Source organism: Nocardia grenadensis (genome assembly GCF_050942415.1).
Classification (GTDB): domain Bacteria; phylum Actinomycetota; class Actinomycetes; order Mycobacteriales; family Mycobacteriaceae; genus Nocardia; species Nocardia grenadensis.
Genome location: NZ_CP192054.1, coordinates 3,282,994 through 3,301,829 on the forward strand (window position 1 = coordinate 3,282,994; position 18,836 = coordinate 3,301,829).

Genomic DNA, 18,836 nt, shown 5'->3' on the forward strand with positions numbered 1-18,836 from the left:
GATATGGCCAATAATTTCGCCGACCTGTTCGAACACTCGGTCGACGCCGTACCCGACCGGACCGCGCTGATCGAGGAGGGTCGGCGCGTGACCTACCGCGAACTGGAAGAACGCGCCAACCGGCTCGCCCACCACCTCACGGCCCAAGGGGTCACCCGCGGCACGCACGTCGGGTTCCAGATGCACAACAGCATCGATACGATGCAGACGCTGATCGCCTGCTTCAAACTGGCCGCCGTACCGGTGAACATCAATTTCCGGTACGGCCCCGAAGAACTCGCCTACCTCTACGACAACGCCGACCTCGAATATCTCGTGTACCACGCCTGTTACGGGGCGGCGGTACGTGCCGCGGCACAGCGGTCACCGCGACTGAAATACCTGCTGTGCGCGGCCGACGACCGCACTCCGGCCGATCCCGATGTGGACTGTCTGGCCGAGGTCACCGCGGCCACACCCACCACCCGGCCGGAAGTACCGCGCACAGCCGACGATCTGTTCGTCATGTACACCGGCGGCACCACTGGGATGCCCAAGGGTGTGCTGTGGCGACAGGAGGACATGTGGCGGGTCCTGGGCGGCGGAATCGACTTCTACAGCAACGAACTCGTCACCGACGAATACCAGCAGTCCCGCACCGGCGCCGCGGGTGAACCCTCCACCTGGCTGATCCTGCCGCCGCTCATGCATCTGGCGGCCATGATGCCGACCTTCATCGCGCTGTGGTCCGGTAACTGCGTGATCTTCGTTCCCCGGTTCGATCCCGCACACATCTGGCGCACGGTGGCCGCCGAACGTCCCGGCGTCATGGTCGTCACCGGTGACGCGATGGCCCGCCCGCTCATCGACGCCTACCGCGCCGACCCCGTCGACGCCACCGGACTGTTCATGATCGCCTCGGGCGCCGCCCTGCTCACCCAGCCGACCAAGAACGCGCTGCTGGACCTCATCCCGAACCTGTTCGTCTCCGATTCCATCGGCTCCTCCGAAACCGGCTTCGGTGGTATCGGTTTCGCACAACGCGACGAGGACCCGGCCCGGAAGCCGCGGGTGTCGATCGGGCGCGGCGCGGTGGTCGTCGACGACGACGGGCACCCGGTGGAACCGGGCGACGAGGGCTGGCTGGCGAAGACCGGCGCGGTCCCGCTCGGCTACTACAAGGACCCGGAGCGCACCGAGAAACTGTTCAAGGTAGTGGACGGGCAGCGGATCGTGGTCACCGACGACCGGGCCCGGCTGGAGGACGACGGCACCATCAGCCTCATCGGCCGCGGCAATATGGTGATCAACACCGGCGGCGAGAAGGTGTTCGCCGAAGAGGTCGAGGGCGTGGTGAAAGCGCACCCCGCTATCTACGACGCCACCGTGATCGGGGTGCCGCACGACCGCTGGGGCCAGCAGGTCGCCGTGGTCGTCAGCCTCACCGGGGGCGCGCTGGACGCCGAGGGGCTGCGCGCCCATGTCCGCGGCCACCTCGCCGGGTACAAGGTGCCCCGCGCGGTATGGATCACGGACACGATCGTGCGGTCCCCCAGCGGTAAACCGGACTACACCTGGGCCAGGAAGTACGCCGCGGAGCGCGAGCCCGACCATCGGGCGGACTGACACCCTGCGATACAGGCGCAGGCCGCGGGATATCCCGGCGCGTTCCGGGGGTCGATCGGGCGCGGCCGGCCCAACCCGCTGCATGCACTCCGGGGCACGGTCACGACCCTACGGCCGCCGGAGAGTGCAGTCGGCCGTCGCGTACCTCCACGACTCGATCGACCGCCGCGAGGTGGGTCGGGTCATGCGTGACCATGACGGTAGCGATCCCGCGACGGTGGGTGGAGCGAGCGATCAGATCGACGACGGCCGCGCCGCGCTCGCGGTCCAGCGCACTGGTGGGCTCGTCCACCAGGAGGACGGCGGGTTCATTCATCAGCGCTCGGGCGATATTCACCCGCTGACGCTGTCCGCCGGAGAGCTGGTGCGGACGCCGTCCGGCCGCGTCGGCCAGACCGACCGAATCGAGTATCCGCAGGGCCCGGTCGTGCGCGCCCCGGGTGTTGCCGCCGGTGACGCGCGCCGCGACCGTCAACTGTTCGGCTGCGGTGAGCGCGGGCAGCAGATTGGGTTGCTGGAAGACGATCCCGATCCGCTGCCGACGGAGAGCGGCCAACGCTCGCCGGGACATGCCGGTGGTCTCGATACCGTCCACGGTCACCGTCCCCGAATCCGGAGTGATGAGAGTAGCCGCTACGGCCAGCAGGCTGGATTTGCCGGATCCGGAGGGACCCACCACGGCGGTGAGCGTGCCGGCGGAGACGTCCAGGTCCACGTTGTCCAATGCGGTTGTACGCACCGGCCCGTCGGGATAGGACAGGGTGACAGCGGTCAGATTCAGGGTCATCGCACGGACTCCAGAGCGGTCAATGGGTCGACAGAGGTGATGCGTCGAATGGACAGGGCAGAGCCGAGCAGGCCCAGCACGATCAGCGACGCGGCCGACACCGCGGCGTCCGCGGGCGTCAGCAGGAACGACACGGACGCGCCGCGTACGGCGGCACCCAGCCCGATCGCCAAGCCGGTACCGAGCAGCGTGCCGCCCGCCAGCAGGACGGTCGCCTGGCCCAGGGCGTCCGCGAGCAACCGTGCGGTCGACGCGCCCAGCGCTTTCAGAACGGCGACGTCACGGCTGCGCTGAATAGTCCACACGGTGAAGAACGCGCCGACGACCAGCGCAGAAATGACGAACAGGAGCCCGCGCATCAGCTGTAGCGAACTGTTCTCGGAGGTGTAGGACCCGATCGCGGCCAGCGAATCGCGCGTCGAGACAGTCGTCGTCCCGGCCGCCTCGTCGACGGCCCGCACGTCCACCCCCGCGTCCGTATTCAGCGCGATAACGGTCGCGATCGGTGCACCCTGGCCCTCGGCCGAGGGGACGGTACGGCGCCAGGCGTCCAGCCCGGTCCAGACAACGGGAGTGTGCGCGAACGAGGCGGCACCGCGCACCGCGGCGACCACCAGTGTCCGGCCGGCGAATGTCACGGTTTCGCCGGGCTCGACGCCGAGGTCGTCGGCCGCGGCGCCGGACAGTACCGCTGTCCCCGCACCGATCAGTTCACCGGCGGGAGCAAGGGCCGAACCGGGCCGGACCCCGAACACGCTGACGCCTGCGGTCCTGCTTCCCGCTTTCGCGGTGACGATGCCGATCCCCAGCGGTTCGGCGGTGTCGACGCCGGGAGTATCCGACCACCTCCGCCACTGGTCCTCGGTGATGAGGGATTCGGTGTACGACAGCTCGGCGCCGGTGCCGTCCGCGCCGAATACGATCTTGCTCGCGGGCAGACCGGTGATCGCGGAGATATTCTGCTGCGCCAAGCCGGCGGTCAGGCCGGACAGCACTCCGATCAACAGGCTGATCAGCACGATAACGATGCCCATGAGGGCGAATCTCCCGCGGGCGAACTTCAGGTCTCTCCAGGCGACGAACACGGCCGGCAGCCCTTTCGTGAGGGGGTGGTGTCTCCACCTTCGCCGCCCGGCACCACGCGCACATCTGCCCCGGGACGGAGAACGACCGGCCCGAAGGCACAGCGACGGTTCCTACTTTCGACAGAGGCAGCCCCGCACGCTGCTGCTTAGGCTGGGGGGACCGTGAACACCACCCACACTTTCACCCCCAGAGCCCTGGCCTGGCCACTGCACGTGCTGGTGCCGGCCCTGCTCGCACTCGCGGTGGGGCGGGCGGTCGCCGGCCACCACCCGCACGCCGGTGCGGTCGCGGCGACGGCCACGGCATGCGGGCTGGTGTACGCGAGCGGATCGATACTGCCCGCTGTGCGCAGCTCCGGGCGGGCGGCGGCGGTATGGCTGGCTGTCCTCGTCTGCGCCTGGCTTGCCTTGCTCGTGGTATCCGCCGACGGTGTCTGGGTCGCCTTCCCGCTGTACTTCCTCCAGCTGCATCTGCTGCCACGACGCGCCGGAACCGCCGCCGTCGCGGTCACCGCCGTGGTAGCCGCACTCGGCTTCGCCGCCCACCAGGCCACGTTCAGCGCGCCGATGGCCATCGGCCCCGCACTCGGCGCGGCAGTGGCCGTCGCAGTGGTCCGTGGGTATCAGGCGCTCTACCGTGAAAGCGAACGGCGACGGTGGCTGATCGAGGAACTCACCACCACCCGCGCCGAGCTCGCGGCCGCGGAACACGCTGCCGGGGTGCTGGCCGAGCGGGAGCGGCTGGCCCGCGAGATCCACGACACCCTGGCTCAGGGCCTGACAAGTATCCAGCTGCTCTTGCGCGCCGCCGAGCGGGTACTGCCCGGGGCACCGGACAGCGCCCTGCGCTATGTCGGCCAAGCGCGCCAGACCGCGGTCGACGACCTCGCCGAAGCACGCCGGTTCGTGGCCGCCCTCACCCCTCCCGCGCTGGAGGGAGCCTCCTTGGCCGATGCACTCGAACGCCTCTGCGCCGCCACCGGCGCCCGCCACGGGATCACCGCCCGCTTCCACCGCGACGGGAACCCGGTCCCGATGCCGACGTCGTACGAGGTCGCCTTGCTCCGAATCGCCCAGTCCGCGCTGTCGAACACGGTCCGCCACGCCGCCGCGGCGAGCGCCGATATCGTCCTGCGATATCTCGGGGACCGGGTCGTCCTCTCCATCGCCGACGACGGGTGCGGGTTCGACCCCGCCGGCTCGACCGCGAACGGAGACGGTGGCGGCTTCGGGCTCGCGTCGATGAACGATCGCGTCCGCGCGCTCGGCGGGGAGCTGACGGTCGAATCCGCGCGGGGAGAAGGCACCACGCTGACTGCCCGGCTACCTCTCGGTCCGCCACACGCCGGAGTCGGGGCGTCCGCGTGACCGGGACCCGGATCCGGCTGTTGCTTGCCGATGATCACCCGGTGGTCCGGGCGGGGCTGCGCGCCGTGCTCGAGACCGAACCCGGCGTGACGGTGGTGGCCGAGGCCGCCACCGCCGAGGAGGCGGTCGGCCGCGCGGGCGCCGGCGACATCGATGTGGTGCTGATGGACCTACAGTTCGGTGCGGGCATGAACGGCGCCGAGGCCACCGCCCGGATCACCGCACGGCCCGGAAGTCCGCGGGTACTCATCGTGACAACCTTCGATTCCGAAGCCCATATCCTGCCGGCGATCGAAGCGGGAGCCACCGGATACGTCCTCAAGGACGCCCGGCCCGAAGACCTGGCGGCCGCCGTACGGACCGCCGCCGCCGGACGCACCGCACTGGCCCCCGCTGTCGCCGACCGGCTGCTGAACCGGTTGCGCACGCCGGGAGCCGCACTGACCCGTCGTGAAACCGAGGTCCTCACCCTGGTCGCCGCGGGCCTGTCCAACCGAGCGATCGGCGCGGACCTTCACCTCACCGAGGGAACCGTCAAATCCCATCTGGCACGGATCTACACCAAGCTCGGTGTAGATTCCCGCACGGCCGCCGTCGCGGCGGCCACCGAAGCGGGCCTGATCCGGCGATGAAGGCCGCGGGCGTCAGGAGGGTGTGCCCGGGTGGACCCGCTCCAGCACACGGAGCGAATCGGTCACCGATATTTCCCGGAATTCACCGCTGTCGACCGCCCGCCGGTAAATACCGTACGGCGCCTGGCCGCCGTCTGCCGGATCTGGAAAGACATCATGGATGGCCAGTCCGCCTCCGGGGACCACCCATTTGGCCCAGCCGCGGTAGTCACGGTCGGCGGCCTCTTCGGTGTGGCCGCCGTCGATGAACAGGAAGTCGATCGGGGTCCGCCAGGTGGCGGCCACCCGCGCGGAGGTGCCGACGATCGCGATGACGGTATCGGACAGGCCCGCGGCGTCGATGGTGTGCCGGAACCGGGGCAGGGTGTCGAACCGGCCGGTGACCGGGTCGACCAGGGAGGTGTCGTGATACTCCCAGCCGGGCTGGTGTTCCTCGGAGCCGTGATGGTGGTCGACAGTGAAGACGACCCCGTCCTGCGCGCGGGCGGCGGCGCCGAGCAGGATGGTCGATTTCCCGCAGTAGGTGCCGATCTCGGTGATCACCCCGCCGTGGCAGTACTTCACGGCCGCTGCGTGCAGCGCGCGGCCCTCCTCATCCGGCATGAAACCGGTGGCCCGGCGGGCGTGGTCGAACAGTTGCTCGTCGGTCAGCTGCGGAGCGGGGGCCGACAGGGCCATCAGGCCTCCTTCGATACAGGTACACAGGGTCCGCGGAGGCCGGAGCATCGGCGAATATTTCGCATCATCAGAGGTCGGGACTCTCTTCCGGTTCGCGGGATACGGCGGTGATCGACATTAGTTCACGGGCTGCAGGCTGCGCGGAAGTTGATCCGGCACTACACCGACACTACTATCTAGACACATGTCCGAAGGCGATTCCAGAATTCTCGAGGCCACTCGGCGGCGCTTGAGCGGCAAGCAGGCGGACACCGTGGACAGACTCACCAGAGCCGCGATGGAAGTGCTGTCCCGCGAAGGTTTCGCCGGACTCACCATCCGCATGGTCGCCACAGCCGCCGGTGTGGGCACCGCGACCGCCTACACGTACTTCTCCTCGAAGGAACATCTGGTCGCGGAGATCTTCTGGCGCCGGATCCGATCGTCGGATAGTCCGGTCAGCCATGACGCCGACCCCACCGTGCGGGTTCTGGCCGAACTGCGCGGTATCGCCCTGCTGGTGGCCGACGAACAAGAACTGTCGGGGGCGGTGACGAGCGCGCTGCTGGGCCGCGATCCCGACGTCCAGCATCTGCGGACCCGGATCGGTATGGAAATCCGGGAGCGCATCACCCGGGCCCTGGCGCCCGAAGCCGATCCAGAAACAGTGGAATCGCTGGAACTGCTGTACGCGGGGGCTCTGGTGCGGGCGGGCATGGGTTACGAGTCCTACGCCGATATCGCCGACCGGCTGGAGAAGGCGGCAGTGCTCGTCCTGAAGTGATCTCGGGCGAGCCGGAAACCGGTACCGGGGTGCGCTAGCCGTTCACGGCCGGCCGGCGGACGTGGGAGTAGACCAGCCGCGCGTACTCACCGAGCAGTTCCTCCAGGCACACCTGCTGACCGGCGGCCACCATCTGCTGGTACCCGATCAACAGGGCCATCCCGAGTTCGGTATCGACCGCCGCGATCCGCTCGTCGCCCACCACACCCGTGATCGTCTTGCGCACGGTGCGGCGCCTGGATTCGTCGACCCGCTTGAGCGCCACACCCACCGCTTCGTCGTTTGCCGCCCAGGCCCGGATCGCTGCCTCCGCCCGATGGTGCAGGCCCAGCGTCAGATCCGACAGGGCCCGGATCGCCTCATCGGGCGTGGACGGGTCGAAATTCAAGGTGCGCAGGATCAGCACCTGCCGGTTCTCCCAATGGTCCAGCAGCGCACCCACATACGATTGCCAGCTCCCGAAATGGTGATAGAACGATCCGCTGGTCACCCCGAGCCGCCGGCACAGCACGCCGATGTTGAGGTGCCGGAATCCGAGCTCGGACAGAACCTCCAGGCCGGTGTCGAAATAGTTGTCCTTACTGACTATACGAGACATGCGGCGCCGATCTCTTCGGTGAACGGTTGGGGATTTCGAGGATCGAACAGTACCCCATGAGCGCCCCTGTCCGGCCGGGAGTGGTGAAACGTCGCCACCTACGCGGCCGGACCACCGTCGTCCGAAAGCTCGTGTGCCCGAAGCCGAGGACGCGCCGCGCCCGGTCAGCGCAGGCGGATGCCGAGCAGCGCGTCCACCGCCGCGACGATATCCGCGCCCGCGGCCGGATCGGCGCCACCGTATTCGAGCGCGTTGTGCGCCCAGGCGTCCAGGGCCGCCAGCGCCGCCGGTGTGTCCAGATCGTCGGCGAGATGGGTGCGCAGCCGGGCGACGGTATCGGCGGCCGCCGGCGCGGCGGTCACCGCGACGGCCTGCCGCCAGCGCCGCAGCCGCGTATCGGCCTCGGTGAGCACGCTGTCGGTCCACATCCGGTCCGCGCGATAGTGACCGGCGAACAGGCCCAGCCTGATCGCCCCCGGATCCACGCCCTGAGCTCGTAGTTTCGACACCAGCACCAGATTGCCCTTGGACTTGGACATCTTCTCCCCGTCCAGCCCGATCATGCCGGTGTGCACGTAATGGCGGGCGAAGCGCCGGCCCGCGGCCAACGCCTCACCGTGGGCGGCGGAGTATTCGTGATGCGGGTAGATGAGATCGCTGCCACCGCCCTGGATATCGAACTCGGTACCCAGCCGGTTCACGGCGATCGCCGCGCATTCGATATGCCAGCCGGGCCGGCCCGGCCCGAACGGCGACGGCCACGACGGCTCCCCCGGACGTTCGGCCCGCCACAGCAGGGCGTCCAGCGGATCACGCTTACCCGGCCGGTCCGGGTCACCACCGCGCTCGGCGAACAAGCGCTCCATGGTGGCGCGGTCGTAACCGGATTCGTACCCGAACTGCTCGGTGGCATCGGTACGGAAATAGACATCGGGGTACTGCTCGTCCTCGACGGTGTAGGCGGCACCGGAGGCCAGCAGTTTGCCGACCAGTTCGACGACCTCCTCCACCGATTCGATCGCACCCACGTAATCGCGCGGCGGCAGCACCCGCAGCGCCGCCATATCCTCGCGGAACAGTTCGATCTCGCCGATGCCCAGGTCGCGCCAGTCCACCCCGTCCCGATTCGCCCGCTCGAACAGCGGATCGTCGACATCGGTGACGTTCTGTACGTAGTGCACCTCGCGGCCGGCGTCGCGCAGCACCCGGTTCACCAGATCGAAGGTCAGATAGGTGGCGGCGTGCCCGAGATGCGTGGCGTCGTACGGGGTGATCCCGCACACGTACATCGTGGCCGTACTACCCGGGGTCACCGGGCGAATACAGGAATCGGCGGTGTCGTGCAACCGCAACGGTGGCCCTGTTCCGGGGACCGCGGGGATCGGGGTGTCGGACCAGGACTGCATACCTTCGAGAGTAGAGGTCGCGACACGCCACGCCCCGCCCACCCCGCCACGCGTGCCGCGACCATGATCACCGAAGGCCCGTGGACCTGCGCGAACGCGGCCGGCGGAAGAACGCAACCATTGGCTTCGGACAGAGCGAATCCGGTGCCGGTCACCCGGTCAGAAAGCGGGCCACGGGATGGGACGCGACGTCTCCGGGAAAGGCAGCACCGGTTCGTCGAGCAGGCGCTTCGCCCGGCGCAGCAGGGCATCGATCTCCGGGTCGGTGAGATGGTCCGCCAGACGGTCGGCGAGCTCGCCGGGCAGGGTTTCGGTGAACGCGGCGATATCGGCGAGCAGGTCCGCCGGTATCGGTTCCCCGGCCCACCCCCACAACACCGTGCGGAGTTTGTTCTCCTGGTGCAGGCAGATCCCGTGGTCCACGCCGTACACCTCGCCGTCGGCCGATTCCAGGGCATGCCCACCCTTGCGGTCGGCATTGTTCAACAGCACATCCAGCACCGCCATCCGCCGCAACCGCGGATCGTCGGCATGCACCAGCGACACCTCGTCCCCGGCGCCGTCGTAGGCGCGCAGCACCTCCCGGAAACCGTCCGGCACCCGCTCCGGCGGACACAGATCGATCAGATCCAGCCGGGCACTGTTCGGTTTCCGGATGGTGATCCAGCGCTGGACCATCCCCGGACCGTAGGGCCCGTCCCGCAGCACCGTTTCCGGAATCACCGTCCAGCCCAGCGCGCGGCAGATCAGATACGAGGCCACCTCGCGCCCGGCCAGGGTCCCGTCCGGGAAATCCCACAGCGGCTGCTCACCGCGGACGGGTTTGTACACCACGCGCAGATCGCCGTCGCCGGTGGTGAGATCGCAGACCAGGGTCACATTGCTGGCGACCCCCACCCGGCCCAGCACCGTCAGTTCACCCGCGCGCAGCGCGTCCACGGTGCCGGGCACGGTCATTCCTCCAGATCGTTCGCGCCGAACAGTTCACCGCGCTTGTACCCGTTGGTGCGCACACACATGTGCCCGCGCGCCGACAGCGGTTCCCCGCACAGCGGGCACGGCGGCCGCCCGGCCGCTATCACCCGGGTGGACCGGAGTGCGAATTCCCGCGCCTGATCGGGGGTGAGGAACACCCGGACCGCGTCCGGGCCCTCGTCGGTGTCGTCGAGGACCACCGATTCGTCGACCTCGGTCTCGGTGATCGCCAGCAGTTCGACGACCACCGCACCCGCGTCGGCGTCCCAGCCCAGCCCCATGGTGCCGACCCGGAACTCCGCGTCGATCGGCGTGACCAGCGGCGCGTTGTCGTTGACCTGCTCGGCCTGCGGCGGCACCTCGGCACCGAATCGCCGCGCCACCTCGTCGAGCAGCAGACCCATCCGGTCGGCGAGTACCTTCACCTGCTGCTTCTCCAGCAGCACACTCACCACCCGGGGTTCCTCCACCGCCTGCAGGTAGAACGCGCGATCGCCCGGCTCACCGACAGTTCCGGCGACGAAACGTTCGGGGGTGCGGAAAACATGGATTGCTCGTGACACATGCACCTCCTGATACGTGACCCTGTTCGGCTGCGGTACCCCGCTGCGCCGTATCCCGGCGCGGACGCCGATTCGCCCGATGCCGCCGAGAGGTGGCGCGTTCGCCGGTATCGGGCATACCCATTATCCGTCTTTCCTTCCTGCCCCGATCTCCCCACCGGGCACGGGTCCGGATGTGCCGGACGCGGCCTTCGGCGCGGGCGCCAGACCGGACAGGTCCGCACCGGTGTCGTTCATCCGGGTGACGAACGGCGCGGTGCGGGTGTAGCGGACAACGCTGAGCGAGGCGGGCTCGACCATGATGCGCTGGAATCCGTCGAGATGGATGCCGAGCGCGTCCGCGAGCACCGCCTTGATCACATCACCATGGGTGCACGCCACCCACAACTGGTCCCCGTCGTGCAGTTCGGCCAGGGCGCGATCGTGTTCGCGGATCGCCGACACCGCCCGTGCCTGTACCTGTGCCAGCCCCTCGCCGCCGGGGAACACCGCCGCCGAGGCATGCCGCTGCACCACCTGCCACAGCGGCTCCTGCAGCAGATCCTGGATCCGGCGTCCGGTCCATTCGCCGTAATCGACCTCGGCGAGGCGGTCGTCGACCACCGGTTCCAGACCGAGTTCGGCGGCCAGCGGCGACACGGTGCGCTGACAGCGCAGCAGCGGCGAGGTCACGATCCGCGAAATCGGCAGGCCCGCGAGCCGGTCTGCGACGGTCCGGGCCTGTTCGCCACCACGGTCGGTGAGTTCCACACCGGAACTGCGGCCGGCGAGCGTGCCGCCGGTATTGGAGGTCGACACACCGTGTCGCAGCAGGATCACCGTCATGCGGCCAGCCTAATGGGCGCGGTCGGGAGGAACTCGGCGGCAGCGTCGTCTGTGCCGGTCATGTGGCCGAAACGACCCCGCCCGCGAGCAGACCGATGATCACGACGCCGAGCACGATCCGGTAGCCGACGAACCAGTAGAGCGAATGCTTCGCCACGAACCGCAGCAGCCACGCCACCGACGCGTAACCCACCGCGAACGACACCAGGGTCGCCACCAGCAACTGGGCACCCGAGGCGTTGAGCCCCTCACCCGCGGGCTCGAAAGCGTCGGGGAGACTGAACAGTCCGGACGCGGTGACCGCCGGGATCGCCAGCAGGAACGAGAACCGCACCGCCGCCTCCCGTTCCAATCCGAGGAAGAGTCCCGCACTGGAGGTCGCGCCCGACCGGGACACCCCGGGGATCAACGCCAGGCACTGCGCGAAGCCCATCACCAGTCCGTCGCGGGTGGTGAGTTGTTCCAGCGGCCGCTGTTTCGGGCCGAAGTGTTCGGCCGCGGCGATGACCAGCGCGAAAACGATCAGCATGATCGCCACGAGCCACAGATTCCGGGCGCCGGTGCGGATCTGGTCCTTGAAGACCAGACCCAGCACGCCGATCGGGATGGTGGCGATGATCACATACCAGCCCATCCGGTAATCGAGTTCGCGCTGCGCTTCGGCACCCGGGGCGTATCCGGCCGGGCCGCTCCCGGTGACCACCGGAAGTTTCGTGGTGACCATCTCGCTGACCGGTACGTTCTCCCGGGACCGCGCAGTGAGCTTCTCGAACACCCTGGTGCACCACACCCGCACGATGCGCCAGATGTCCTTGGCGAAGAACAACAACACCGCAGCCTCGGTACCGAGCTGGGTCACCGCGGTGAACGACGCGCCCGCATCCTCACCGAAGAACAACGAGGACACGATCCGTAGATGACCCGACGACGACACCGGCAGGAACTCCGTCAGGCCCTGCACCAACCCGAGCACCAACGCCTGCACCCAGGTCATCGACTCGCCAACCACACATCCTCCTGTACAACGCCGAAAACCCGCTCCGCCTCCGGTCTTACGGCACCCTGGCCGCACCGGGCACGGCGACGACCGGCAGCGACCCTACAGTGCCCGTCCCAGGGCCCGCGCGGCGGCCGCCGCTGGGGCGGACACGCCGAGCGGACCGTTCGTCCCGGACCGCCACCACGCGAACACGCTCTAGGCTGGGCACCGTGAGGATTTGTCGAACCGTGCAGTGGCTGCCGGGCATGAGCGAGGGCCCTCCGTGGTCACGCTTCGCTACCGCCTCCGGGCCCGACCCGCTCATACCGGACACGGAGACTCGGTGATGGAACAGCGCACCATCGGCCGCAGCGGGCTGCGGGTTTCCCGGATCGGACTGGCCACCCATACCTGGGGCAGCCATACCGACCCCGATACCGCCGCCGCGCAACTGATCGCGTTCGCCGAATGTGGCGGCACCCTCGTCGACACCTCCCCCGCCTACGCCGGCGGGGCCGCGCAACGGATCCTCGCCGACCTGCTCGGCGACCTGGTGTCGCGCGACGAGCTCGTCCTGTGCGCCGGCGCGGGACTGGTACCGCATTTCCCGTCGCTGCCCGCGGGCAGCGACCCGCCGCCGCCCGGGCAGGCCCGGGTCACGGTCGACTGCTCGCGCCGCAGCCTGCTGCGGCAGCTGGACCGCACGCTGCTGGAACTGGGCACCGACCATCTGGACCTCTGGCAGATCACCGCTTGGGACGCGAGCACCCCGCTCGACGAGATCGCCGCGACCCTGGAATACGCCATCACCTCGGGGCGTACCCGCTACGCCGGGGTCCGCGGCTTCACCGCCTGGCAGCTGGCCAGTCTGGCCGCGGTCAGCCCGGTCACCGCCGTACAGACCCCGTACTCGCTGCTCACCCGGGGCGCGGAGGACGATACGGCGCCGGCCGCCGCACACCACGGCGCGGGCCTGGTGGCCACCGCCCCGCTGGCGGGCGGCATTCTCACCGGGAAGTACCGGAACGGCGTTCCGGCGGACTCCCGGGCCGCCGACGAGGCCACCGCCGCCGAAATCCGTGGCCGCCTCGACGACGACCGCGCCACCGCCGTGGTCGACGCGCTGGTCACCGCCGCCGACGGGCTGGCAACCTCCCCGCTGGCGGTCGCGCTGGCCTGGGTGCGGGACCGTCCCGGGGTCGCGAGCATGCTCGTCGGGGCCCGCGATATGGGTCAGCTCACCGGGGTGCTGGCCGCCGAAACGCTGGAACTGCCGCGGGCGATCGCCGCCGCCCTCGACGATGTGAGCTCCACCCCGTAGTGCGGGGGCGGGCGCGCACCGGACACACCCGCACGGATTAGCCTTGCCTTCATGAGGTATCACCGGGTCCGCTCCGGACAGGCGCGCGCACTGCTGGCAGGACTCGCTGCGGCCCTGCTCGTCCTCACCACCGCCTGCGACAGCCCCGAACCCGCCGGCGCCACCACCCAGCAGGGCCCGGCCACCGCGGTCCTCGGCGACCTGGACCCGGTACCGATCACTCCGCCGCCCACTCCGGTCCTGCCGGCCACCGTCCGCTCCTTCGACGGCACCGATGTCACGGTCACCGATGCGAGCCGGATCGTCGCCGCCGACCGGTACGGCACCCTCGCCCAAATCATCTGGGCGCTGGGCCTGGGCGGGAACATGGTCGGTCGCAGCACCGCGGCGTCATTCCCCGCCGTCGCACAACTGCCGAATGTCACCGGCGGCAACGGCGCGCTGAACGTGGAGTCGATTCTGGCGTTGCGGCCCAGTGTTTTCCTCACCGACACCACCAGCGCGTCCCCGGCGGTCCGGGAACAGTTGCGCGCCACCGGGATCACCGTCGTCTACTTCGACCCGGAACGCACTATGGAAGGGGTGGTCCCGCAGATCGAGGCGGTCGCCGCCGCCCTCGGTGTGCCACAGCGCGGTCAGGAGCTCGGTCGCCGCACCAGCGACGAGATCGCGGCCGCCGCCGCCGCGGTACCCGCCCCGGATCCGCGGCTGCGGATCGCGTTCCTGTACCTGCGCTCCAGCGCCATCACCATGCTCGCCGGACCCGGCTCCGGCGCCGACGCGCTCATTGCCGCGCTCGGCGCCGAGGACGCCGGTCAGCAGGCCGGGCTGACCGAACCGTTCACCGCCATCACCAGCGAAGCCATGATCGCGGCCGCCCCGGATGTACTGCTGGTCATGACCGACGGGATGAAATCGCTCGGCGGAGTCGACGGAATCGTCCGGATCCCTGGGATCGCGCAGACACCGGCGGGCCGCGACAAGCGGATCGTCGATATGTCCGACGCGGTGCTGCTGTCGTTCGGGCCCAACACCGGCCGGGTCATCTCCGCGCTGTCCGACGCCGTGTACGGCCGGTCCCGGGCATGAGCGAGTCGGGCCGGAGGGCGGCCGCCAGACGTAACCACGGCGGGCCCTGGACCGTGCCGTTGGCTGCCGCATGACCGTCGACCTGGAGAAACCAGCCGCGCCCCCGGGCGCCGGTCATCCGCGCCGGCGCGCGGTCCTCGCCTTCACCGTCGCGGCCGTGGCACTGGTGGTGCTGGCCGTGGCCTCCGCCGCCATCGGGCAGGTCCCTACCACGCCCGCCGAGGTCGCCGGGAGCGTCGCGCACCGGATCGGCCTGGGCTGGGGCCCACTGCCCGCCCACCCGGCCGGGGAGATCACGCTGTGGGAGGTCCGGTTCCCGCGTGTGGTCCTGGCGATCCTGGTGGGCGCGGCACTGGCCACCGCCGGCGCGCTGCTCCAGGGTGTGTTCGCCAATCCACTGGCCGAACCGGGCGTCATCGGGGTGTCCTCGGGTGCGGCGGTGGGCGCCGGGACGGTGATCGTGTTCGGCGGGGCCTTCGTGGCCGCCTGGTCGGTCGCGGCGGCCGCGTTCACCGCCGGACTGATCACCACCGCACTGGTGTACGTGCTGTCACGGGCGAACGGCCGCACCGAAGTCGTGACGCTGGTACTCACCGGTGTCGCGATCAACGCGTTCGCCGGTGGGCTCATCGCCTTCCTACTGTTCGTCGCCTCGCCCGCGGCACGCGACCAGATCGTGTTCTGGCAGCTCGGCAGCCTCAACGGCGCCACCTGGGACGCGGTGACGGTCGTCGCGATCCTGACCGCCACGGGGATCGCCGCCGCGGTACTCGTCGCGCCACGGCTGGACCTGCTCGCGCTCGGTGAATCCGCGGCCCGCCATCTCGGTGTCGACGTGGAGCGGCTGCGGCGCACAGTGATCGTGATCGTCGCCGTGCTGACCACCGCGGGGGTGGCCTTCACCGGCATCATCCTGTTCGTCGGCCTGATCGTGCCGCATGTGGTGCGGATGGTCGTCGGCCCCGGCCACCGGGCCCTGGTCCCGGTCAGCGCGGTCACCGGCGCGGTGGTGCTCCTGGGTGCCGATGTCGCCGCCCGCTCACTCGTCGACAATGCCGACCTGCCACTGGGCATGCTCACCTCGCTCATCGGCGCCCCGTTCTTCTTCTGGCTGCTGCGCCGCACCCGCGCCCGGGCGGGAGGCTGGGCATGACCGCGGCGGAGACCACGACCCTGCGCTACGGGCTCAGCGGGCTGCTGCGGCGCGGTCATACCCTGCCCGGCGCCCCGGAAACGGGCTGCGTCACCCTGCGCGCCCGGGGAGTCACCCTGGACCGGCACGGGGGCGGCGGCGGAACACGGCGGGTACTCGACGGCGTCGATTTCGAGGTCGCCGCCGGTGAGGTCGTGGCCCTGGTGGGGCCCAACGGCGCCGGGAAATCCACCCTGCTCGCGGTACTCGCCGGAGAACTGGATCCCGGGCGGGGCAGCGTCGAACTCGACGGTCGCCCGCTCGACCGGTGGACCCCCATCGATATGGCCCGCCGCCGCGCGGTGCTGCCGCAGTCGCATACGGTCGGGTTCCCGTTCAGCGCCGCGGAAGTGGTCGCCATGGGGCGCGCGCCCTGGCAGCGCACCCCGCACGCCGGCCGCGACGACGAGGTCGTCGCGGCCGCGATGGCCGCCACCGACAGTACCCACCTCGCCGGCCGGGCATTCCCGAGCCTGTCCGGTGGGGAACGGGCCCGCGTCGCACTGGCCCGGGTCCTGGCCCAGGACACCGCGACCCTGCTGCTGGACGAACCCACCGCCGCACTGGACCTGGGGCATCAGGAAGCCGTGCTCACCCTCGCCGCGGACCGCGCCGCGGCCGGCGCCGCGGTGGTGGTCGTCCTGCACGACCTGGCATCCGCCGCCGCCTACGCCGATCGTGTCGCGGTACTGGACGACGGCCGTCTCGCGGCCGCCGGGCCGCCGCGCGAGGTCCTCACCGGCGAGTTGCTCAGCCGCATCTACCGATACCCGGTCGAAGTCCTCGACCACCCGGGTACCGGTGCGCAGCTGGTGCTGCCCGCCCGCCCGGCACGCGGCTGAGGTTCATTGCGGCCGAAGGGCGCGTGATCACGGCCGCCAGACGAGTTTCAGCACGGCCGGGGTGAGCAGCATCCGGATGACCGTGGCGTCCAACACCAGGGCCGCGATCATGCCGTAGGCGATGTACTTCATCATCACCAGCTCCGAGAAACCGAATGCGCCGGTCACCACGATGAGGATCGCCGCCGCCGAGGTGATCACCCCACCGGTGTGCGCGATCCCGTACCGGATGGCCTCCGGTGGGTCGGCTCCCGCAGCCCGCGCCTCCACCACCCGCGACAGCAGGAACACCTCGTAGTCGGTCGACAGCCCGAACACCACCGTCACGATCAGCACCAGCACCGCGAACATCAACGGCCCGGGCGTGAAGTCGAACAGCCGCGCCCCGTGCCCCTCGACGAAGATCCAGGTCAGGATGCCGAGCGTGGCGCCCAGGCTCAACGCCGACATCGCCACCGCTTTCACCGCCAGGATCAGTGACCGGAACGCCGCGTACATCAGCGCCAACGCCGCCGCCACCAGCACGGCCGCCAGCAACGGCAACCCGTCGAGCAGGCCGTGGATACTGTCGCGTTCCAGCGCCGGCACCCCCGCCACCAGCACCCGCACACCGTCGGGTTCCTCGATACCGCGCAGCACCGCGATCGCGGTATCGGCGGCCCGATCGTCGACCAGCCCCGCCTGCAGCACATTGATCCCGTCGCGGGTGGGTGCGGCGGGCTCGAACGGACCCGTCAGCCCGGGGGTGGCATTGGCCTGCAGGCGGATATCGCTCAGCTGGGACGCATCGGCGCCGGTCACGACCAGGCGCAGCGGTTCGGTGCGGAAACCCGGGAACAGCGCGTCGAACTTCTCCTGCGCCATCCGCGCCGGGTTGTCCTGCGCCAGATACTTCTCGCTCAGACCCCCGAACTCGATATGCCGGAACGGCACCATCAGCAGCAGCAGTCCCAGCACCACCGTAACGATCACCGCCCACGGCCGGGCCATCGACCACCCCGCCAGCCGGGAGAACATTCCGCGATCGATCTCGGCCTCGCTGCTGGCCCGCGCGAACCGCCGCCACTGCCACAGATCGATCCGCGGGCCCGCGATCGCCAGCAGCGCCGGCAGTGCGGTCACCGACAGCACTGCCGCCAGCAGCACCGAACTGATTCCGCCGTAGGGCACCGACCGCAGTACACCGTTCGGGAAGATCAGCAGCGCGCCCAGGCTCACCGCGATGATCGCCGCCGAGAACAGCACCGTGCGCCCCGCGGTGGCAACCGTCCGCGCCACCGCCTCCTCCACACCGCGGCCGGCGGCCAGTTCCTCCCGGAACCGGGTGACCGTGAACAGGCCGTAGTCGATCGCCAGGCCCAGACTCACCAGCGTCACCACGGCACTGGCGAAGACATTCACTTCGATATAGCCGGTGAGCAGGCGCATGATGCCCTGGGTGCCCAGGATCGTCATGCCGCCGATCAATACCGGAAGTACGGCGGCCACGACGCCGCCGAATACGAAGTACAGCAGGATCGCCACCAGTGGCAGGGCGATCATCTCGGCCCGCCGGATATCGTCCTGCATCCCGGTGTTGATGCCCTCCACCACCGGCTGCAGGCCGGCCGCCTCCACTGTCGTACCGGCAGGCCCGGTGCCGGGGCCGCCGGCCGCCAATTCGCCGATGATCGCCTGGTAGTTGTCGACGGTCGCCGAACCTTCGCCCCGCAGACCGATGCTGGCGAACGCGTGGGTGCGGGAATCGTCGGCGAACTGCCCCGACAGGGCGCTGTCCCAGTAGCTGTCGATCCGCAGCACCCGGTCCGGATGGTCATGCAGCAGCCCGGCCAGCTGGGCGGTCACCGCCGCCCGGACCTCCGGATCGTCCACGGTGCGCCCCGGCGGCGCGGTGTACAGGGCGATCACATCGCTGTCGGTGTCCCGGCCGAAGGTCGCGTCGGCCAGTTTCGAGGCGGCGACCGATTCACTCGACTCGTCGAACCACCCCTCCTGGGTCAACCGGTCCGCGAGATCCCGGCCGTACAGGCCCGATACCGCCACCAGGGCCAGGAAGACCATGAGCACCGCGATCCGGTGCCGGTACACGAACCGGCCCCACCGCTGGGGTCCCACCGCGCGCATCGCC

At 69.9% G+C, this 18,836-nt stretch carries 18 protein-coding genes; 8 read left to right on the forward strand and 10 right to left on the reverse strand.

Annotated elements, in window-relative coordinates; all coding sequences use genetic code 11:
* The first annotated feature begins 3 nt into the window (after positions 1-3).
* Positions 4-1,605, forward strand: a complete 1,602-nt coding sequence (locus tag ACQPYS_RS15000) for an acyl-CoA synthetase (RefSeq protein ID WP_433489895.1) — start codon at positions 4-6, stop codon at positions 1,603-1,605.
* A gap of 100 nt (positions 1,606-1,705) precedes the next feature.
* Here the strand turns inward: ACQPYS_RS15000 and ACQPYS_RS15005 are convergent, their stop codons facing one another.
* Positions 1,706-2,392: an ABC transporter ATP-binding protein gene (locus ACQPYS_RS15005; protein WP_063034582.1), complete on the reverse strand. Its 687-nt coding sequence runs from the start codon at positions 2,390-2,392 to the stop codon at positions 1,706-1,708.
* Positions 2,389-3,426, reverse strand: coding sequence for an ABC transporter permease (locus ACQPYS_RS15010; protein ID WP_431938118.1), 1,038 nt, complete (start codon positions 3,424-3,426; stop codon positions 2,389-2,391). The genes ACQPYS_RS15005 and ACQPYS_RS15010 overlap by 4 nt, the downstream gene beginning before the upstream one ends.
* A 213-nt stretch (positions 3,427-3,639) precedes the next feature.
* On the opposite strand from ACQPYS_RS15010, the gene ACQPYS_RS15015 reads away from it, so the two are divergent.
* Entirely contained in the window at positions 3,640-4,845 is a 1,206-nt protein-coding gene (locus tag ACQPYS_RS15015) for a sensor histidine kinase (RefSeq protein WP_433489896.1), read from the forward strand.
* Positions 4,842-5,477: a response regulator gene (locus tag ACQPYS_RS15020; protein ID WP_030519983.1), complete on the forward strand. Its 636-nt coding sequence runs from the start codon at positions 4,842-4,844 to the stop codon at positions 5,475-5,477. Before ACQPYS_RS15015 ends, ACQPYS_RS15020 begins: the two co-directional genes overlap by 4 nt.
* 12 nt (positions 5,478-5,489) lie before the next feature.
* Here the strand turns inward: ACQPYS_RS15020 and ACQPYS_RS15025 are convergent, their stop codons facing one another.
* Entirely contained in the window at positions 5,490-6,155 is a 666-nt protein-coding gene (locus ACQPYS_RS15025) for a class I SAM-dependent methyltransferase (protein ID WP_433489897.1), read from the reverse strand.
* A 184-nt stretch (positions 6,156-6,339) separates the two neighbouring features.
* Between ACQPYS_RS15025 and ACQPYS_RS15030 the strand changes: the two genes are divergently transcribed.
* Positions 6,340-6,918, forward strand: coding sequence for a TetR/AcrR family transcriptional regulator (locus ACQPYS_RS15030; protein WP_431938115.1), 579 nt, complete (start codon positions 6,340-6,342; stop codon positions 6,916-6,918).
* A gap of 34 nt (positions 6,919-6,952) precedes the next feature.
* Here the strand turns inward: ACQPYS_RS15030 and ACQPYS_RS15035 are convergent, their stop codons facing one another.
* The 6 genes from ACQPYS_RS15035 to ACQPYS_RS15060 form a co-directional block, all read right to left on the reverse strand.
* Positions 6,953-7,516, reverse strand: coding sequence for a TetR/AcrR family transcriptional regulator (locus ACQPYS_RS15035; RefSeq protein WP_063034587.1), 564 nt, complete (start codon positions 7,514-7,516; stop codon positions 6,953-6,955).
* Between the two features lie 164 nt (positions 7,517-7,680).
* Complete coding sequence (mshC, locus tag ACQPYS_RS15040; protein ID WP_433489898.1) at positions 7,681-8,922, reverse strand: cysteine--1-D-myo-inosityl 2-amino-2-deoxy-alpha-D-glucopyranoside ligase; 1,242 nt, start codon at positions 8,920-8,922, stop codon at positions 7,681-7,683.
* Between the two features lie 159 nt (positions 8,923-9,081).
* The gene (locus tag ACQPYS_RS15045) at positions 9,082-9,879 is read right to left on the reverse strand and encodes an SCO1664 family protein (protein WP_433489899.1); all 798 of its coding nucleotides are present in this window, start codon (positions 9,877-9,879) and stop codon (positions 9,082-9,084) included.
* On the reverse strand, positions 9,876-10,460 hold the full coding sequence (locus ACQPYS_RS15050) for a DUF3090 domain-containing protein (protein WP_063034928.1): 585 nt from the start codon (positions 10,458-10,460) through the stop codon (positions 9,876-9,878). Before ACQPYS_RS15050 ends, ACQPYS_RS15045 begins: the two co-directional genes overlap by 4 nt.
* Before the next feature lie 123 nt (positions 10,461-10,583).
* Positions 10,584-11,285 carry a histidine phosphatase family protein gene (locus ACQPYS_RS15055; protein ID WP_063034590.1) on the reverse strand — a complete coding sequence of 234 codons (702 nt, stop codon included), beginning with the start codon at positions 11,283-11,285 and terminating at the stop codon, positions 10,584-10,586.
* A 58-nt stretch (positions 11,286-11,343) separates the two neighbouring features.
* Positions 11,344-12,279 carry an undecaprenyl-diphosphate phosphatase gene (locus ACQPYS_RS15060; protein ID WP_433493048.1) on the reverse strand — a complete coding sequence of 312 codons (936 nt, stop codon included), beginning with the start codon at positions 12,277-12,279 and terminating at the stop codon, positions 11,344-11,346.
* A gap of 331 nt (positions 12,280-12,610) precedes the next feature.
* Here ACQPYS_RS15060 and ACQPYS_RS15065 point away from each other — a divergent pair, with 331 nt between their 5' ends.
* The 4 genes from ACQPYS_RS15065 (at position 12,611) to ACQPYS_RS15080 (ending at position 16,708) form a co-directional block, all read left to right on the forward strand.
* The gene (locus ACQPYS_RS15065) at positions 12,611-13,585 is read left to right on the forward strand and encodes an aldo/keto reductase (RefSeq protein WP_433489900.1); all 975 of its coding nucleotides are present in this window, start codon (positions 12,611-12,613) and stop codon (positions 13,583-13,585) included.
* Between the two features lie 51 nt (positions 13,586-13,636).
* Complete coding sequence (locus tag ACQPYS_RS15070) at positions 13,637-14,674, forward strand: heme/hemin ABC transporter substrate-binding protein (protein ID WP_433489901.1); 1,038 nt, start codon at positions 13,637-13,639, stop codon at positions 14,672-14,674.
* A 70-nt stretch (positions 14,675-14,744) separates the two neighbouring features.
* Entirely contained in the window at positions 14,745-15,827 is a 1,083-nt protein-coding gene (locus ACQPYS_RS15075; RefSeq protein ID WP_431938109.1) for a FecCD family ABC transporter permease, read from the forward strand.
* Positions 15,824-16,708 carry a heme ABC transporter ATP-binding protein gene (locus ACQPYS_RS15080; RefSeq protein WP_433489902.1) on the forward strand — a complete coding sequence of 295 codons (885 nt, stop codon included), beginning with the start codon at positions 15,824-15,826 and terminating at the stop codon, positions 16,706-16,708. The genes ACQPYS_RS15075 and ACQPYS_RS15080 overlap by 4 nt, the downstream gene beginning before the upstream one ends.
* A gap of 27 nt (positions 16,709-16,735) precedes the next feature.
* Here the strand turns inward: ACQPYS_RS15080 and ACQPYS_RS15085 are convergent, their stop codons facing one another.
* Complete coding sequence (locus tag ACQPYS_RS15085) at positions 16,736-18,832, reverse strand: MMPL family transporter (protein ID WP_433489903.1); 2,097 nt, start codon at positions 18,830-18,832, stop codon at positions 16,736-16,738.
* Positions 18,833-18,836 lie beyond the last annotated feature (4 nt).

What these genes read in the sequence shown, in the direction of transcription:
- ACQPYS_RS15000 (WP_433489895.1), top strand. Translation starts at nt 4, where the DNA reads ATGGCCAATAATTTCGCCGACCTGTTCGAACACTCGGTCGACGCCGTA.
- ACQPYS_RS15005 (WP_063034582.1), bottom strand. Translation starts at nt 2,392, where the DNA reads ATGACCCTGAATCTGACCGCTGTCACCCTGTCCTATCCCGACGGGCCG.
- ACQPYS_RS15010 (WP_431938118.1), bottom strand. Translation starts at nt 3,426, where the DNA reads ATGGGCATCGTTATCGTGCTGATCAGCCTGTTGATCGGAGTGCTGTCC.
- ACQPYS_RS15025 (WP_433489897.1), bottom strand. Translation starts at nt 6,155, where the DNA reads ATGGCCCTGTCGGCCCCCGCTCCGCAGCTGACCGACGAGCAACTGTTC.
- ACQPYS_RS15030 (WP_431938115.1), top strand. Translation starts at nt 6,340, where the DNA reads ATGTCCGAAGGCGATTCCAGAATTCTCGAGGCCACTCGGCGGCGCTTG.
- ACQPYS_RS15035 (WP_063034587.1), bottom strand. Translation starts at nt 7,516, where the DNA reads ATGTCTCGTATAGTCAGTAAGGACAACTATTTCGACACCGGCCTGGAG.
- mshC (WP_433489898.1), bottom strand. Translation starts at nt 8,922, where the DNA reads ATGCAGTCCTGGTCCGACACCCCGATCCCCGCGGTCCCCGGAACAGGG.
- ACQPYS_RS15045 (WP_433489899.1), bottom strand. Translation starts at nt 9,879, where the DNA reads ATGACCGTGCCCGGCACCGTGGACGCGCTGCGCGCGGGTGAACTGACG.
- ACQPYS_RS15055 (WP_063034590.1), bottom strand. Translation starts at nt 11,285, where the DNA reads ATGACGGTGATCCTGCTGCGACACGGTGTGTCGACCTCCAATACCGGC.
- ACQPYS_RS15060 (WP_433493048.1), bottom strand. Translation starts at nt 12,279, where the DNA reads ATGACCTGGGTGCAGGCGTTGGTGCTCGGGTTGGTGCAGGGCCTGACG.
- ACQPYS_RS15065 (WP_433489900.1), top strand. Translation starts at nt 12,611, where the DNA reads ATGGAACAGCGCACCATCGGCCGCAGCGGGCTGCGGGTTTCCCGGATC.
- ACQPYS_RS15070 (WP_433489901.1), top strand. Translation starts at nt 13,637, where the DNA reads ATGAGGTATCACCGGGTCCGCTCCGGACAGGCGCGCGCACTGCTGGCA.
- ACQPYS_RS15075 (WP_431938109.1), top strand. Translation starts at nt 14,745, where the DNA reads ATGACCGTCGACCTGGAGAAACCAGCCGCGCCCCCGGGCGCCGGTCAT.
- ACQPYS_RS15080 (WP_433489902.1), top strand. Translation starts at nt 15,824, where the DNA reads ATGACCGCGGCGGAGACCACGACCCTGCGCTACGGGCTCAGCGGGCTG.
- ACQPYS_RS15085 (WP_433489903.1), bottom strand. Translation starts at nt 18,832, where the DNA reads ATGCGCGCGGTGGGACCCCAGCGGTGGGGCCGGTTCGTGTACCGGCAC.